The sequence below is a fragment of the Nocardia sp. Tas62D01 genome, from assembly GCF_055232035.1.
Map to the genome: position 1 here is coordinate 2,765,821 of NZ_JBUYUZ010000001.1, position 12,965 is coordinate 2,778,785.

Annotated in this window: 13 protein-coding genes and 4 pseudogenes; 9 read left to right on the forward strand and 8 right to left on the reverse strand. The window is 65.8% G+C overall.

The features are described from left to right. The first annotated feature begins 34 nt into the window (after positions 1-34). Positions 35-394, forward strand: a complete 360-nt coding sequence (locus ACV7NQ_RS13565) for a GFA family protein (RefSeq protein WP_463359966.1) — start codon at positions 35-37, stop codon at positions 392-394. 9 nt (positions 395-403) lie between these two features. Here ACV7NQ_RS13565 and ACV7NQ_RS13570 read toward each other — a convergent pair whose 3' ends face one another. The 4 genes and pseudogenes from ACV7NQ_RS13570 to ACV7NQ_RS13585 form a co-directional block, all read right to left on the reverse strand. Next, a complete protein-coding gene (locus ACV7NQ_RS13570; RefSeq protein WP_463359967.1) occupies positions 404-643 on the reverse strand; it encodes a hypothetical protein in 240 nt (79 codons plus the stop codon). Further along, the gene (locus ACV7NQ_RS13575; RefSeq protein ID WP_463359968.1) at positions 640-1,260 is read right to left on the reverse strand and encodes a hypothetical protein; all 621 of its coding nucleotides are present in this window, start codon (positions 1,258-1,260) and stop codon (positions 640-642) included. The genes ACV7NQ_RS13570 and ACV7NQ_RS13575 overlap by 4 nt, the downstream gene beginning before the upstream one ends. Before the next feature lie 626 nt (positions 1,261-1,886). Then, positions 1,887-3,728, reverse strand: a pseudogene (locus ACV7NQ_RS13580) (site-specific integrase); the annotation flags it as partial. A 197-nt stretch (positions 3,729-3,925) separates the two neighbouring features. After that, complete coding sequence (locus ACV7NQ_RS13585; protein ID WP_463359969.1) at positions 3,926-5,032, reverse strand: tyrosine-type recombinase/integrase; 1,107 nt, start codon at positions 5,030-5,032, stop codon at positions 3,926-3,928. Positions 5,033-5,403: 371 nt separating this feature from the next. Between ACV7NQ_RS13585 and ACV7NQ_RS13590 the strand changes: the two are divergent. Further along, positions 5,404-5,643 (forward strand): annotated as a pseudogene (locus ACV7NQ_RS13590) (ArsR/SmtB family transcription factor); the annotation flags it as partial. 127 nt (positions 5,644-5,770) lie between these two features. Here the strand turns inward: ACV7NQ_RS13590 and ACV7NQ_RS13595 are convergent. Continuing rightward, positions 5,771-6,361 carry a TetR/AcrR family transcriptional regulator gene (locus ACV7NQ_RS13595; protein WP_463359970.1) on the reverse strand — a complete coding sequence of 197 codons (591 nt, stop codon included), beginning with the start codon at positions 6,359-6,361 and terminating at the stop codon, positions 5,771-5,773. 69 nt (positions 6,362-6,430) lie between these two features. Between ACV7NQ_RS13595 and ACV7NQ_RS13600 the strand changes: the two genes are divergently transcribed. Then, complete coding sequence (locus tag ACV7NQ_RS13600; RefSeq protein ID WP_463359971.1) at positions 6,431-6,853, forward strand: nuclear transport factor 2 family protein; 423 nt, start codon at positions 6,431-6,433, stop codon at positions 6,851-6,853. An 18-nt stretch (positions 6,854-6,871) separates the two neighbouring features. Here ACV7NQ_RS13600 and ACV7NQ_RS13605 read toward each other — a convergent pair whose 3' ends face one another. Both ACV7NQ_RS13605 and ACV7NQ_RS13610 read right to left on the reverse strand, forming a co-directional pair. Next, a complete protein-coding gene (locus tag ACV7NQ_RS13605) occupies positions 6,872-7,552 on the reverse strand; it encodes a cation diffusion facilitator family transporter (RefSeq protein ID WP_463359972.1) in 681 nt (226 codons plus the stop codon). A 51-nt stretch (positions 7,553-7,603) separates the two neighbouring features. Next, a complete protein-coding gene (locus ACV7NQ_RS13610; RefSeq protein WP_463359973.1) occupies positions 7,604-8,182 on the reverse strand; it encodes a TetR/AcrR family transcriptional regulator in 579 nt (192 codons plus the stop codon). A gap of 104 nt (positions 8,183-8,286) precedes the next feature. On the opposite strand from ACV7NQ_RS13610, the gene ACV7NQ_RS13615 reads away from it, so the two are divergent. Genes ACV7NQ_RS13615 through ACV7NQ_RS13625 form a run of 3 tightly spaced genes read left to right on the forward strand, consistent with a single transcriptional unit; the run spans position 8,287 to position 9,528 of the window. Then, positions 8,287-8,904 (forward strand): class I SAM-dependent methyltransferase, encoded by a 618-nt coding sequence (locus ACV7NQ_RS13615; protein WP_463359974.1) that lies wholly within the window; start codon positions 8,287-8,289, stop codon positions 8,902-8,904. Between the two features lie 4 nt (positions 8,905-8,908). Next, positions 8,909-9,352, forward strand: coding sequence for a DUF2218 domain-containing protein (locus ACV7NQ_RS13620; RefSeq protein ID WP_463359975.1), 444 nt, complete (start codon positions 8,909-8,911; stop codon positions 9,350-9,352). 17 nt (positions 9,353-9,369) lie between these two features. Beyond that, the gene (locus ACV7NQ_RS13625; RefSeq protein ID WP_463359976.1) at positions 9,370-9,528 is read left to right on the forward strand and encodes a DUF4158 domain-containing protein; all 159 of its coding nucleotides are present in this window, start codon (positions 9,370-9,372) and stop codon (positions 9,526-9,528) included. A gap of 354 nt (positions 9,529-9,882) precedes the next feature. Here the strand turns inward: ACV7NQ_RS13625 and ACV7NQ_RS13630 are convergent, their stop codons facing one another. After that, positions 9,883-10,635 (reverse strand): SDR family NAD(P)-dependent oxidoreductase, encoded by a 753-nt coding sequence (locus tag ACV7NQ_RS13630; protein ID WP_463359977.1) that lies wholly within the window; start codon positions 10,633-10,635, stop codon positions 9,883-9,885. A gap of 186 nt (positions 10,636-10,821) precedes the next feature. Between ACV7NQ_RS13630 and ACV7NQ_RS13635 the strand changes: the two genes are divergently transcribed. The 3 genes and pseudogenes from ACV7NQ_RS13635 to ACV7NQ_RS13645 all read left to right on the forward strand — a co-directional run bounded on the left by ACV7NQ_RS13635 (position 10,822) and on the right by ACV7NQ_RS13645 (position 12,930). Next, positions 10,822-11,661 (forward strand): helix-turn-helix transcriptional regulator, encoded by an 840-nt coding sequence (locus ACV7NQ_RS13635; RefSeq protein ID WP_463359978.1) that lies wholly within the window; start codon positions 10,822-10,824, stop codon positions 11,659-11,661. Continuing rightward, positions 11,651-11,783: pseudogene (locus ACV7NQ_RS13640) on the forward strand (IS5/IS1182 family transposase); the annotation flags it as partial. The gene ACV7NQ_RS13635 and the pseudogene ACV7NQ_RS13640, both read left to right, overlap by 11 nt. Positions 11,784-12,032: 249 nt before the next feature. After that, positions 12,033-12,930 (forward strand): annotated as a pseudogene (locus ACV7NQ_RS13645) (IS110 family transposase). Positions 12,931-12,965 lie beyond the last annotated feature (35 nt).

The following is a 12,965-nucleotide window of genomic DNA, read 5'->3' on the forward strand; positions in this document are numbered from 1 at the left end:
TCACCAACAACTAGGAGTTTGAATGTCAGGCTCGATGACCGGCGGCTGTCTCTGCGGCAATATCCGGTTTTCTGCGACCGGTGACGCTGATTTCCCTCACTTATGCTCGTGTGAGCACTGCCAGTGGCTTTCGGGTGCCCCGGTGATGTCATGGGTGTCTTTCCCCGAGGAAGGATTCGAGTGGACCGGTCCAGGCGGGGAGCCGACCTGGTTCGAGACGTTCCCGCAGATTTGCCGTGGGTTCTGCCCGGTCTGCGGATCGAGCATGGCATCAAAAGGTGATGAGGCTGGCTTGGTCGGGGTCACGATGATGGCTCTTGACGATCACAGCAGCCTGGTGCCGGTCAAGCAGAGTTTCGCGTCGAATGCGGTCCCGTGGCTGCCGCCGTTGTAGTGAGTAGGCTCATTCGGTGAATTCTGTTGGCCGAAGCAGGTATTCGGCGTCGTTTCCGCCGAGCAGAAAGATGAACCTGTCCAGGTCGGTACAGAGGTTGTCGGCGGAATAGGCTGGGTTGCCGACGAAGCGGTCGAATCTTGCACGCGCAATGGGGTCGTTGGCAACCCAGTCGTTGACGAACTGGAGCATCTCGAACAGCTCGATAGCGTCCACCGTGGCGAGCTGGACACCTCTGTAGTCGCTCATGATCGGTGCCCTCCCGCAGCAGTGTCGATCCCGGCTGCGGACGTGGGACGGCTGTTGATGCCGACGATCGCGACATTGCGTTCGCGTTCGCGTTTGATGTTTGCCCGCGCGCCGTCGAGCGAGCGGCGCAGCTGTGCGTTCTCGGCTTCAACGCTGCGGAGGTTCTGGTTGAGTGTGAGGACAAGTCGGCGGAGTTCGCCGTTCTGCTCGACGAGGTGGATTCCATCGGGATCGATGAGCTGGCCGGTCAGGTCGGCGATGCGGCCGTCGCGTTGTTGGACTGCGGCGCGAAGCGATTTGACGAGGCTCTCGGCGTTGAGTGCGCGTTCCCGCCACGATGCGGTGTCTCGATCGAGCGCCTGTGCCGCTCGGGCCGGGCTGGCGGCATTGGATGCGTCGCGGGCTGCGAGTGCGGCGTTGAGCAGGTCGGGGCGACTCTTGTCATAGATGAATGTTCGGCCGACGCCGGCGAGGTCGCAGATGTTCTGGATGGTGAACGGGGCACCGGTCCTGGTCAACTTGGTGAGGGCTTTGCGGACACGCTTCTCGCATTCGTCACCGACGCGCGAGCGTTGTTCGATCATCTCGACCGGCCGGCGGCGGGTTGTTTGTGCCATCGGGCGTGCTCCCTGTTCGTGAGACGGCTGCTGTCAGGCCGCTTCGTTGGGTGAAGGTGGTTGGGGGAGTTGGAATCCGGTGGAGAACAGCGGGTCGAAGTAGTCGTGGACCGGGCTGCGCAGGTCGAGTTTTTCGGCTTCTTCCAGCAGGCCGAGTTCGTCGAGGGCCTCGCGAAGCGCGGTCAGGACCGGTTCCCAGGGCAGCCATTGGCTGAGGATGTATTCACGTGCTTCGTCGTTGGGTGCGGCTTCGGCGAAGTGGGCGGCGGCGTCCGTTTGCGTTCCCAGTACGCCAGGTCGGCACCGGTCAGTACGAAGTGTTCGCAGGTGCCGCGGGGTCCGCCAGTGCAGTTCTTGCCGATCGGGCAGTGCGCACCGCCGACGACGGGTCCGTAGCGGCACAGGCCGTGTTCGACCGGAACGATGGCCAGGTCGATGCGTGCTGCTGCGGCGGCGGGGTTGTCGGATTTCAAGTCGGCGGGACGCAGGAGGATGGTGCCGGGTTTGTCCATGCCGGGGCTGGCCGCCCACACTGTCTGAAGGTGTTTGGTGAGGGTGGCGTTGCTGTAGTTGGCGTAGTGGGCCAAGGCTTCTTCGGAGAAGTGCCCCAGCAGTTGACGTACCAGGGCCGGGGGTGCGCCGTTGTTCAACAGTGACGTGGCCAGCGTGGCTCTGGTTTGATGTGTGGTCAGCCCGGTCAGGCCGAGGCCTTCGAACCATTCCACCCACACGTCCCGGAATCGGGACTGGGACACTTCGACTTTCAGGTCGATATTGCGCTGGCTGCTGGGGAACAGCGGCATTTCCCGGTCCCAGCGGGCTTCGAGTTTCGCCTGGCCGTGGTCGTCGAGTTCTCCGAGTTCCTGGCGGTAGCGGTCCCGGAGTCTGGCACGGGTGATCTCTTGACGGCGCAAGAGGCGTTCGTAGACGGGCAGATGGCAGGGCATCCCGTAGTCGATGATGCCGACTTTGGTGATGTCGCGCCAGATGTAGGGTTGGGCAGCGCCCACGAGGCCGACGCATCCGAGATGCAGCGTGAGCGTCTCGCCGATCCGTCCACCTTGAAACGCCTGGGTCAGCCAGATGTCGGAGTACCCGACATTGTCGCTGTCTGCGGCGTCGAGCGCACGCAGGTTGTCGGCGTCGAGCAACATCCGGAAGTTGTCGTAACTCAGTGGCCGCGGCCGGGGGTTGCGGACAGGTTGGGAGTAGTCGGGCAGATCGAGGATGAACGAATCCAGCGCGGCCGGGGTCCGCTGGTGTTCTCGGGCACCACGCAGCACGGTTTTCACACCGGCCATGAACTTCGTGCGAGTGGAGTCGGTCAGCACCCGCGGTGCGATGTGGGTCGAGATGACGGGCAGGGGGATCTGTTCCTGGAACCACAGATCCCAGGTGTGTTTGACCATCCGGGCGTCGGCCCCTGTAATTCGTTGCGGCACCTCGCCGTTGTCGGGCCGGTTCTGCCGCAAGATGTGCGATACGAGGGCGACCCCGGAGATCCGGACGTTGACCGCCGCGCCCGCCGGGCGCTTGCCCGGCGGCATGAGAACGAGGTCGTGCAGGTGATCCCAGAGCAGATCACGCAGCCACCGTTGGGTGACTGCTGTGAGGTCCCAGGGCTTGCGTCGGTTCTTGTCGCCTTGGGTTCCCGTGAACGGCGACGCGCCGACCAGGACGGGGTCGAACCATCCTTCGGCTTTCGCGGTGTCGGCCGTGATCATCAGGCTGCGTGCCGCGATCGGCATATGCACCCAGATTCGTCGGCACGGATGGGAACCGCTGTACTCGGCTGCCAGTTCGGCAACGATCGGGTCGTAGAGCGACTGCACGTTGCCGGCGGCAAGCCGGTCGAGAACATGTTGTAGGGCGGCCGGACTCCAGACTGAGCGCTGCGCCGTGTTGGCGTATCGGTGCAGGGCGTAGCGGATTTCACGTTGCAGGCTGGGCGGAAGCATCCTCAGCGACAGCAGGCCGCGACTGGTCACCGGTGATACCGAGGCCACGACCGACGGAGACTGGAGGAAGTCCTGCCAGGTGCGGGTGTCCGCTGCCGTGTTGGATTCGGCCTGCCAGTGACACGCCTGTTTGTGGTGGGTGGCGCAGAGCAGGTACTTCCCGGGCGTGAGGCGCGCATACTGTCGTCCGTCGTGGAGGCATTCGGGGACCGTGCAGACAACCGGAGCCGACAGCGGCGTTTGCGTTGAGGCCCAGTCTGTTTCGCTGATTCCCGCGAGCTGAGCGTCCCGAAGCTTCTTTGCGTGTTCCTGGCAGTAGGCGGCTCCGCGGCGTTCGCGTGGGCATCCTGTGATGTCGCAGTTTCCCCTGCGGACCAGTGCTGTGGCGAAGCGTTTCGACCGAGACGGGCGCGCGGTGGCCGCGAACTCCTCGATGCTGGTTGTGTCCCGGACTGGTCGATAGAGCCGTGAGTGTTCGATGCACAGTAGTTTCGTCTCGGTCGGGTGCATACCGCCGTCGCATCCACGAACTCGGCAGGCCCACCCATAGGTCGGGTGGTGAGCGGGGAATTCGACCGGTTCCGTTAGAAGCCACGGCGGAAAGCGTTGACTGACAAGGTCGTAACGCCCATGCGGGCTCAGCCCGAGGAAGTCGGTCGCTGTGGACGGCGCGGTGGACAAGGTTCCCGATGTCGCGGCGCTGGCGCTCACCGCTGTCCCTCGTATGCCCCGCCGGGTACCAGGTCCGGTTCCGATGGTGGCCGAGCTGTGGTTTCCCACGCCTGCCGCAGGAACTTCATCGCCTGGCTGTTGGCAGACTTGCCGTAGACGTCGGTGACCATGGATGGGCTGGCCCAGCCGAACTCCTGGGCGACCAGCTCGGCGTTGAAGTCCGACGCTGCATACAGCGCTGCGGCGGCCTTGTGCCGAAAGCTATGTGGATGCACCCGCACGTTCAGACCAGCGCGGATGCAGGCCCGGCCGAGCATCTTGCGCACGCCGCCGGTGTGCAACGCGGCGCCGCGAGCACGGCCGCCGAGGTGAACCAGGATCTGCTGGTGATCGACCATGTGCTGGACCGGGTGATACTCATCGAGCAGGTAGGCATAGAAGGTGCTCAGCATGTCGTCGCTGACCGCACGGATCACACCGTCGAGCACGTAGCCCTCCTTGCTCACGTGCGCCGAACCGTATGCCTTCCCCCGTGCCCGGTTGGGATTGTCCTCACGCCCCACCACATGTACATGCGGGTCCGCCCGCTGACCGCAGGGATGGTTGCGGACCAGATGAAGATCGGTGAACCGCAGCCCGCACAATCCGCCGACACGCAGCCCGCTGTCATGAAGCCAAGTGACGATCATGACGTCACGGGCGGTAGTCAACACGCCCGGCTCGAACAAAGCCGCCACCACCTCGTCCGGGAGCAGGCGGGGCCGCCGCGACGCCCGGCTCGGTGCCAGCGGATTCGACCGCATCGTTCCCCGACCTTTGCTTGCGGACCCGTCCGTGCCGCGGCCGGTGAACGCATCGATGATCTCGCGACGAACATGCGCGGACTCGGGTTGTCCGAGGTAGTACGCCCTGACGATCGACGCGACATTCCCGGCCGCGGACTCGCGTAGCGGTTTCTGTTTCGGTCCGCGCCAGGCCACGCCGTAAACTCCGTCGGCCTGACCGGTGACCCCGTTCATATAGCGGCGCAAGTCATCCATCGTCACCGAGCTGATGTCACGACGATTGGTGTGCAACCAGTTGAGGTGATCGACCAGGCTGTAGGCGTAGGTCTGCTGCGTCGAAGTGCCGTAGCGGGCCAAGACGTTCGACGATGGACGATGAACTTCTGCGTCGGGGCCGAATATCCAATACGACTCTGTGCCGTCTCGGTGGGGCACTCGTCGAACGGTGAAGCGATCCAGGTCCAAATCCTCGCCTTCCGCCGAACCTGCAACGTGACGGACACCTGAGTTGGATTCGTCCGGCACACAGGTCCGGATGGGTGACCGTGGCACGGCACGTGAACGCCGGCCACGCAATGGGTAACCACCGATGAAGCTGACGCGAGACTCGGGCGTCCTGGATTTGGCGTGAACCTCACACCGCACGCGACACGGCCGCAAGGGTGCCGCTGTTGATGATGAGGAGCAGTCCCACGCCGATGAACACGACGGGGACCAGCCAGTGCGCGATGCGGCAAGGCCCGCGCCCGGTCACCGAGTTGGCCGAGGCGGTGGGGATGGAGCAATCGGCGGTCTCGCATCAGTTGCGGTTACTGCGCAACCTGGGGTTGGTGACCGGTGCCCGCGCCGGGCGCAGCATCGTCTACAGCCTCTACGACAACCACGTCGCCCAACTGCTCGACGAGGCCGTTTACCACAGCGAGCATCTGCGCCTGGGCTTGGCCGACCGAACCGACACGGCCGGCTGACACCAGCGGACCCGTGATCGCGACGGCGACGCTGAAATCGGTTCTGGAACAACGCAAGGACGTGCCGTTCGCCTGGCGGAGATGCTCGGCCGGTGCCGCTGTGTCCCGGCTTCCGAGGGCCGCGCCGCTATGGGATTGATTGCGCTGCGATCAGTTTTCGTGCGCTGTGTTGAAAGGACGTGATTGCCGCGTCTGCTGTCATGCGACCGGCCGACACCTCGGAACCGGCCGCATGACCGAGCACCATGACGGCGGTCAGCAGCCACTCGGGTGCGGAGTCGGCATCGAATTCGCCGGTGGCTTGGCCGCGTCGGATCAGCCGATCCAGCGGCTCCAGGACCGGTGCGTGAACGTCGTGGTCGTCGGCTGGATCGGTCGGGGGTAGGTGCATCAGCATCGGGTAGCGCGCCATGATGCGCCAGCAGACGTCGAGGAACCGTTGGAGGGCGTCGGTTGCCGAGCCCTCGCCGAGGTGGGCCGCGTCGATCTCAGTGACGACTTGCGCTGTGATGCGGGTGACCGCAGCTTGGATCAGCGCCTCCCTGGACGGAAAGTGGGCGTAGACGGTTTGCCTGCTCACTCCCGCGGCCCCGGCGATGTGCTCCAGGCTTGCGTCGGGTCGCTCGCCGAGCAGAAGTATGGCGGCATCGAGCACCGACTCGGCGCTGCGAAGGCCGTCGCTTCGACGGCGGCGGGTGGGCCTGGTTTTCTCTGACATCCTTGTCAAGTCTAGCCGATCGAGATAACCTTGACAGTATTGTAAGAGTTATCTGAAAGGCGAACGGACATGGCTACTTCCATCACCCTCCCCGGACGCGACGTCGCCGCGTATCTCACTGCGTACGTGGCGGAATTGGCGTTCGGCGCGGAGCTGCCCGAGATCATCGCGGATCGGTACCACACTCCCGATATCGTGTGGTTCAGCGACGGGCACCCTATGGACCGGAATCGGTTGGTGGCGCACGCGAAACCGAGTCGCAAGAACGTGACCCAGTGCCGGGTCGACGTCGCGGACACCATTGCCTCGGGTGATCATGTCGCGGCCCGTTACACGGTCACCGCCACGATGCGCACCGGCCGCACGATCATCACCGAGGTATACATGTTCGGCGACCTTGCCCCGGACGGCCGACTGCGCCGGGTCGACGCCATCACTCGCGACCTGTCCCAGTCGAACGGTGCAGCGCCAGAAGGGGTTCCCGACCACTAGAACAGTTTGTGGGAGCCCTCATCGGTTGTCGTCGGTCGGCGATTCGCCGCCCACGGGGACCGACCGGGATGTCGCGGTCATGGCCCTGGCGGCTTTCCGGATCAGGGCAACGGCGTGGTATCCGACGACCACGGCAATTACGAGGGCGACCGCGGGGTCCAGCCAGTACCAGCCACCCTTGGCCAGGATGATCGCACCGGTGGCCGCGACCCCGGCTGCGGCGGCAGCGTCGGCGGCTGTATCGAGCAGCACTGCCTTCACATTCAAATCCTCGTCCTCGTCGTCCTCGTCGTCGAGGTCGGCCCCGAGGATGAGGGCACCTGCCAGCATGACGGCGGCTGCGACAGCGCTGACGATCAGTACCGGAAGTCCATGCACCTGCGGCGTGCTCGTGGCCAGTCGTCGGGTCGCGGTGACACCGACGCCGATGTTGAGCAGCAGTAGCCAGCCCGCGTTGATCAGGGCCGCGATATTGCCGGCGTTGGGATAGCCGCCTGGGCGATGCGGACTGGGCGGTGTGGCCGGGAGGCGGATAGCCAGCAACGAGACACCGATGGCCGAGGCATCGGCGAGGTAGTCGACGCCGGCCGCCAGCACGCCCAGCGAGTGCGCGCACAGGCCCACCACGACAAGCCCGGTGATGAGCACCAGGTTGAGAATCAGCACGACGATCAGTCGAGTCTGTTTCGATGCGCGCACATCAACTTCCGCACGTCGTCACGGGCTGCCCATCGCGAGTTGGCGGCGACGTTACCGCGCGGGCCGTCGCAGCCCGGTCAACGTGACGTCGATGAGTCGGGTGAGGGCCGCATCGGAGGTCACCTGACCTGCGGCTGATAGGGCGTGCAGGCAGTAGTTGGCGAGTTCGCCCGGTTCGACGTCGTCGCGCAGGTCGCCTGCTGTGGCACCGTCGGCGATCAGCTGCCGAACCATGTCGTGGAGCTGGTGTTGGGCGTGGGTGATCTGCTCGTCGGGATGCAGGAATTTCACGAGTTCGGTGTCGTGGCTTCGTGTTTGCTGCGCGATGTGGGCATACGCGGTCAGCACCGCTGTGAGCCGCTGCCCGGGACTGCCGATGCCGTCGCGGACTTCGGTGAGTTGTCGGAGGTGGGCGTCGATTTGGCGGCCGTGCCAGGCGTGCAGGATCGCGTCCACGTCGGGGAAGTACTTGTACAGCGTGGCGCGCCCGATGCCGGTCCGCTCGGCGATCTGCGACATCGTCACCGCCCGCAACCCGTGCTCGAACACCAACGCCGCCGTCGTGTCCAGGATCGCGTCGCGCACCTGCGAGCGATGCGACTCGATCGTCTCGTTCCACAGCTTCGGCACAACCCAACCATACACAACGACCTCGATAAATACACGATATGTTGACTAGAGACACATTGTCTCGATAAATTGAGGTGGTTCGCATTCCGAGAAGGAGAAGCGCCATGTTCACCCCCACTCACGACCCCCACCCAACCCCCACCGCGACCGGGCCGGACGACCTCTACGGCAGTCCACCGCCCTGGGACATCGGCCGACCCCAGCCCGCGTTCGTCTCCCTCGCCGAAACCGGCGACCTCATCGGACGGGTCCTCGACATCGGCTGCGGCACAGGCGAACACGCCCTGATGGCCGCGAACCTCGGCCACGAGGCGGTCGGGGTCGACCAGTCGGCCACCGCACTCGAACAGGCCGAACGCAAAGCCCGCGACCGTGGGTTGGAGGTGCGGTTCATCCGCCACGACGCCTGCACACTGGCCGAACTCGCAGAGGTCTTCGACACCGTGCTCGACTGCGGCCTGTTCCACATCTTCACCGGTCACGCCCGCACCGCATACGTCGAGAGCCTGCGCGCGGCGATCCGGCCAGGCGGGCGCTATTTCATGCTCGGCTTCAGCGACGCTCAACCCGCAGGATGGGGTCCGCACCGATTGACCCGCGACGAGATCACCGCCGCCTTCACCGAAGGATGGCGGGTCGACTCGATCGAACCGGCCGTCATCGAAATCACCCCCGATCCGGGCAGTGTCGCCGCCTGGCTGGTCGAACTCACCAGGAAGTAACGACATGCTCATCACCGAAGCCCGTATCGACACCGAACGCCCCGCCCGCTACCTCGTTCAGTTCTGCAAACACGCCGACGCGATGGGCAGCAGCCGAGGCCACCGCTTCCGCCCCCACGGCGGCAGCGCCGCCGCACGCGGCGACGTGCAGGTCCACGCCGAATGGTCCGACACCCACGGCAGCGTCGAGTTCGACCCGTGGGGCCGCGCCGTGCTCGACTGCGACGACAACACCTTGACCGTCCGGGTCGAAGCCACCACCATCGACGATCTCCAGCGCATCCAACAGATCATCGGCAACGACCTGGACCGATTCAGCCGCCACCAACTCACCCTCGACTGGCGGCCAGTCGGGGTTCCGGTAGTAATCGCCGAAAAAACAACGGATATGCGTAATGCGTTGGTGGCGAGCTTATTTCGTGCTCAGGGTGCGGGTTTGGGCTGGTAGTGATTGGCTGGGCGCTGATGGGTCTGGTTGGCGTGGTGGAGGTCGGGGTTCGTGGCGAGCATTTCGCCGAGTACGGGACGCGTGTGCAGACGGTGTACGAACACGCGTGGGAGATCCGCGACACCTACGGCTACCGGGACTTCGCGGCTGGGCCCCGGAGGTGGGCCGGGGTATAGATGGGGTCGATCCGGACCATGCCGCCGATGACCGAGGTCGCGGCCGCCAAGCGGGCCGCGCTTGACTATGGGATGACCGTACGGCGCGGCCAGGGCTACACCCTGCGCGTCAGCACCGCCCAGGCGATCCACCGCCAGATCCTCAACCGCTGCCAGCCGCTCGACGGCGCCCAGGCGTCCCGGCGGTCCCGGCCCAGCGCAAGGCCCGCCGCGAGTTTGAGAACCGCGTCAGCACACTCACACCGCCCGGAGCATGATCATTCTCACCGCCAACCGCTGTACCGATGTTCCCCGAAGCCGTGATCGAGGACATTCGGCCGTGTCCAGGTAGTCCGTGACGGCCCCGTGAGGGTGTCAGACCTGGCCATATCCGCCGTCGACCTGGTAGTCGGCGCCGTTGACGTGGGAGGCCGCGTCCGAGGCGACGAATGCGATGACGGCGGCGACCTCTTCCGCGGTACCGGCCCGGGTCATCGGGGTCCCGGTGGCCATCGTGGCGATGAGCGCCTCGCGTTCCTCGGCGGTGGCGGCCAGCTGTGCGATACCGGGCGTATCCGTCGGGCCCGGGCTCACCACGTTCACCCGGATCCCGCGTGGGGTCAGCTCAAGGGCCCAGGTACGGGCGAGGGCGCGGACCCCGGCCTTGGAGGCCGCGTAGAGACTCCGCCCGCGCGACGCCTTGTGCGCGGCCATCGAGCCGGTGAGGACGATGACGCCACCGTTCGCCAGCAGCGGCAGCGCCTTCTGGACGGTCATGATCGTGCCGGTGATGTTGACGTCGAAGACCGTCCTGATGACGTCCTCGGTGATGGTTCCCAGCGGTGCGGTCGCGATCGCCGCCGCGTTGACGACCAGCACGTCCAGCCGGCCGCTGCGCCGCTCCACCTGCGCGAAGAGCCGGTCGAGGTCGTCGGCCGAGCGCGAGTCGGCCCGCACCCCGATGACATCACCCGGTATGTCCGCGGCCGCCGCCGTCACGGCGTCCTGGTCCCGTCCCGTGATGTAGACGGTGCCGCTCCCTTCGGCGATCTTCCGTGCGGTGACGTGCCCGATACCGGCACTTCCACCCGTCACGACCGCGACCTTGTTGTGAAATGCGTTGCTCATGGAACTCGTCGTCCGTTCATCTGGGTAGCCGTCCTTGGGGAATGTCGTGCAAGACGTCCCGGGAACGTCCTGAGGAACACAGGCGGTACGAGCCTGCGCCTTGTGCTGACACCGGTGCCAGAAGCCTGCTGATACTGGTACTGGCAGCACCAGGCCGACGCCTCCCGGCTCTGGCACAGTGGACAGGTGCCGACGACCACGAACCGGACCGAACTACGGGAGTTCCTGCGCTCACGACGCGCGCGGGTCTCACCCGAGGATGTCGGCATACCCCCGAGAGTCCGTCGGCGCACCCCCGGACTGCGCCGCGAGGAGGTCGCCCAGCTGGCCGGTGTCGGCATCACCTGGTACACGTGGCTGGAGCAGGGGCGGCCGATCAACGTCAGCTCCCAGGTGCTCGACGCGGTGGCCCGCACGCTGTTTCTGGGTGCCGCCGAGCGTGACCACCTCTACCGTCTGGCCGAGGTCCCCCAGCCCCCGGTCATCAGTGATCCGCCGACCGAGCTCCCCGGCCACCTCGACACCGTCCTGGGAGCCCTGGACCCGTTGCCCGCCATGTTGGTCGACGCCCGCACCGACGTGCTGCGCTGGAACCGCGCATACGCGGCCCTGCACCCCGCTCTGGTCAGTGCTCCGCCCGGCAAGCGCAACACCCTCTGGCACCTCTTCGCGGCACCGGAGGGGCAGCACCACATCGTCAACCGCGACGAGCAGGCGCCCGAGGCCGTGGCAGGGTTTCGCTATCGCTACAGCCAGAACGTGGGCGACCCGCGATGGCAGGACTTCGTCGCCCGTCTGTGCATCGCCAGCCCGTTGTTCTCTCGGCTCTGGGCCACGCACGACGTCGCTCCACCGCACCTGTGCGACAAGCGCTATGACGTCACGGGGATCGGCGAAGTGAGCCTGCGTGCCACCGGCATGGAACTGACCGACCACCCCGGCGTCCGCCTCGTCGTCCAGACCCCCACCGACAGGCGCAGCCGCGAGAACATCGACCGCCTGCTGCGCCGGGCGACGCACCTGTGACGAATGGACCGAGGCCCGGGTATGGGCCAAGCTCCACCGCCTTGGTCCTGGACGAACTCGGTGCCCGCAGCGGACTGGACTGGTCGCGGTGCGCGATCGACTTCGTCAGCGTCCGGACCCTAATGAGATGTAGCGGGTCGGTCGATCGGGCAGACTCGCTACTGGTAGCGGCTGGTAGGTGAGCACTGATTCGCCCCGGACTTCGAGTCCTGCTTTGAGATCGTGCCCCTGCCGGTCGGCCGGGAGAAATGGATCGCTGATGGGATGTCGTGCCTGCCGCATGACGGCGTGAGCACCGATTCATTAGGTCGCCGACGTTCTCCCGCACGCTGCCGGATTTGGTGTCCGACAACGATGAAGAGGGAACAGCTGTGCTGCTGGTCGGTGATGACTGGGCCGAGGACCACCACGATGTCGAGCTGATGGATGAGGCCGGGAAACGGCTGGCCAAGGCTCGATTACCGGAAGGGATCGCCGGGATCACCCGGCTGCACGCCATGATCGGTGAACACCTCGGCGACGACGCCGATGCCGCGCAGGTACGGATCGGGATCGAAACCGATCGTGGCCCGTGGGTCGCGGCGTTGATCGCGGCCGGCTACACGGTGTACGCGGTGAACCCGTTGCAGGCGGCCCGGTTCCGGGAACGCCGCAGCGTTTCGGGTGCGAAGAGCGATGCCGCCGACGCGCATACCCTTGCCGACATGGTCCGTACCGACGCGCACCAGTTGCGTCCGGTCGCCGGGGACAGTCCCGCCGCAGAAGCGGTGAAAGTTGTTGCGCGAGCACATAAAACGTTGATCTGGGAACGCACCCGCCACACGCAGCGGTTACGGTACGCGTTGCGGGAGTACTTCCCCGCCGCTTTGGAAGCGTTCGACGACCTCGACGCTCCCGACGCCCTGGAGCTGCTCGGCAAGGCACCCGACCCGGCCGCCGCGGCGCGGTTGTCGCTCAACCAGATCCGGGCCGCGCTGCCCCATCACCCGCGCCTCGGGGAAAATGAAGGTCGTCGCGGCCCGGTTCGTGCACCAGGACCGGCTCGTCGACGCGCTGATGGCCCAAGCATTCAGTGCGCTCAACGTATCGCCGGGAGCCCGCGCCTACTACGACAAGCAACGCGCCCGCGGCCTAGCCCACCGTGCCGCCCTGCGTCAGGTCGCCAACCGGCTCGTGGGCATCCTCCACGGCTGCCTCAAATCCGGAACCCTCTACAACGAGACCACCGCCTGGACACACCACACCCAAGATCAACAAGCCGCAGCTTGACAAGCTAAGCCCTGGGATGTCTCAAAGAGGCGTGA

Excerpts from the sequence above, each read along its gene's own strand:
- ACV7NQ_RS13630 (WP_463359977.1), bottom strand. The coding sequence starts at position 10,635 with ATGAGCAACGCATTTCACAACAAGGTCGCGGTCGTGACGGGTGGAAGT.
- ACV7NQ_RS13615 (WP_463359974.1), top strand. The coding sequence starts at position 8,287 with ATGTTCACCCCCACTCACGACCCCCACCCAACCCCCACCGCGACCGGG.
- ACV7NQ_RS13625 (WP_463359976.1), top strand. The coding sequence starts at position 9,370 with ATGGGTCTGGTTGGCGTGGTGGAGGTCGGGGTTCGTGGCGAGCATTTC.
- ACV7NQ_RS13595 (WP_463359970.1), bottom strand. The coding sequence starts at position 6,361 with ATGTCAGAGAAAACCAGGCCCACCCGCCGCCGTCGAAGCGACGGCCTT.
- ACV7NQ_RS13570 (WP_463359967.1), bottom strand. The coding sequence starts at position 643 with ATGAGCGACTACAGAGGTGTCCAGCTCGCCACGGTGGACGCTATCGAG.
- ACV7NQ_RS13565 (WP_463359966.1), top strand. The coding sequence starts at position 35 with ATGACCGGCGGCTGTCTCTGCGGCAATATCCGGTTTTCTGCGACCGGT.
- ACV7NQ_RS13600 (WP_463359971.1), top strand. The coding sequence starts at position 6,431 with ATGGCTACTTCCATCACCCTCCCCGGACGCGACGTCGCCGCGTATCTC.
- ACV7NQ_RS13575 (WP_463359968.1), bottom strand. The coding sequence starts at position 1,260 with ATGGCACAAACAACCCGCCGCCGGCCGGTCGAGATGATCGAACAACGC.
- ACV7NQ_RS13620 (WP_463359975.1), top strand. The coding sequence starts at position 8,909 with ATGCTCATCACCGAAGCCCGTATCGACACCGAACGCCCCGCCCGCTAC.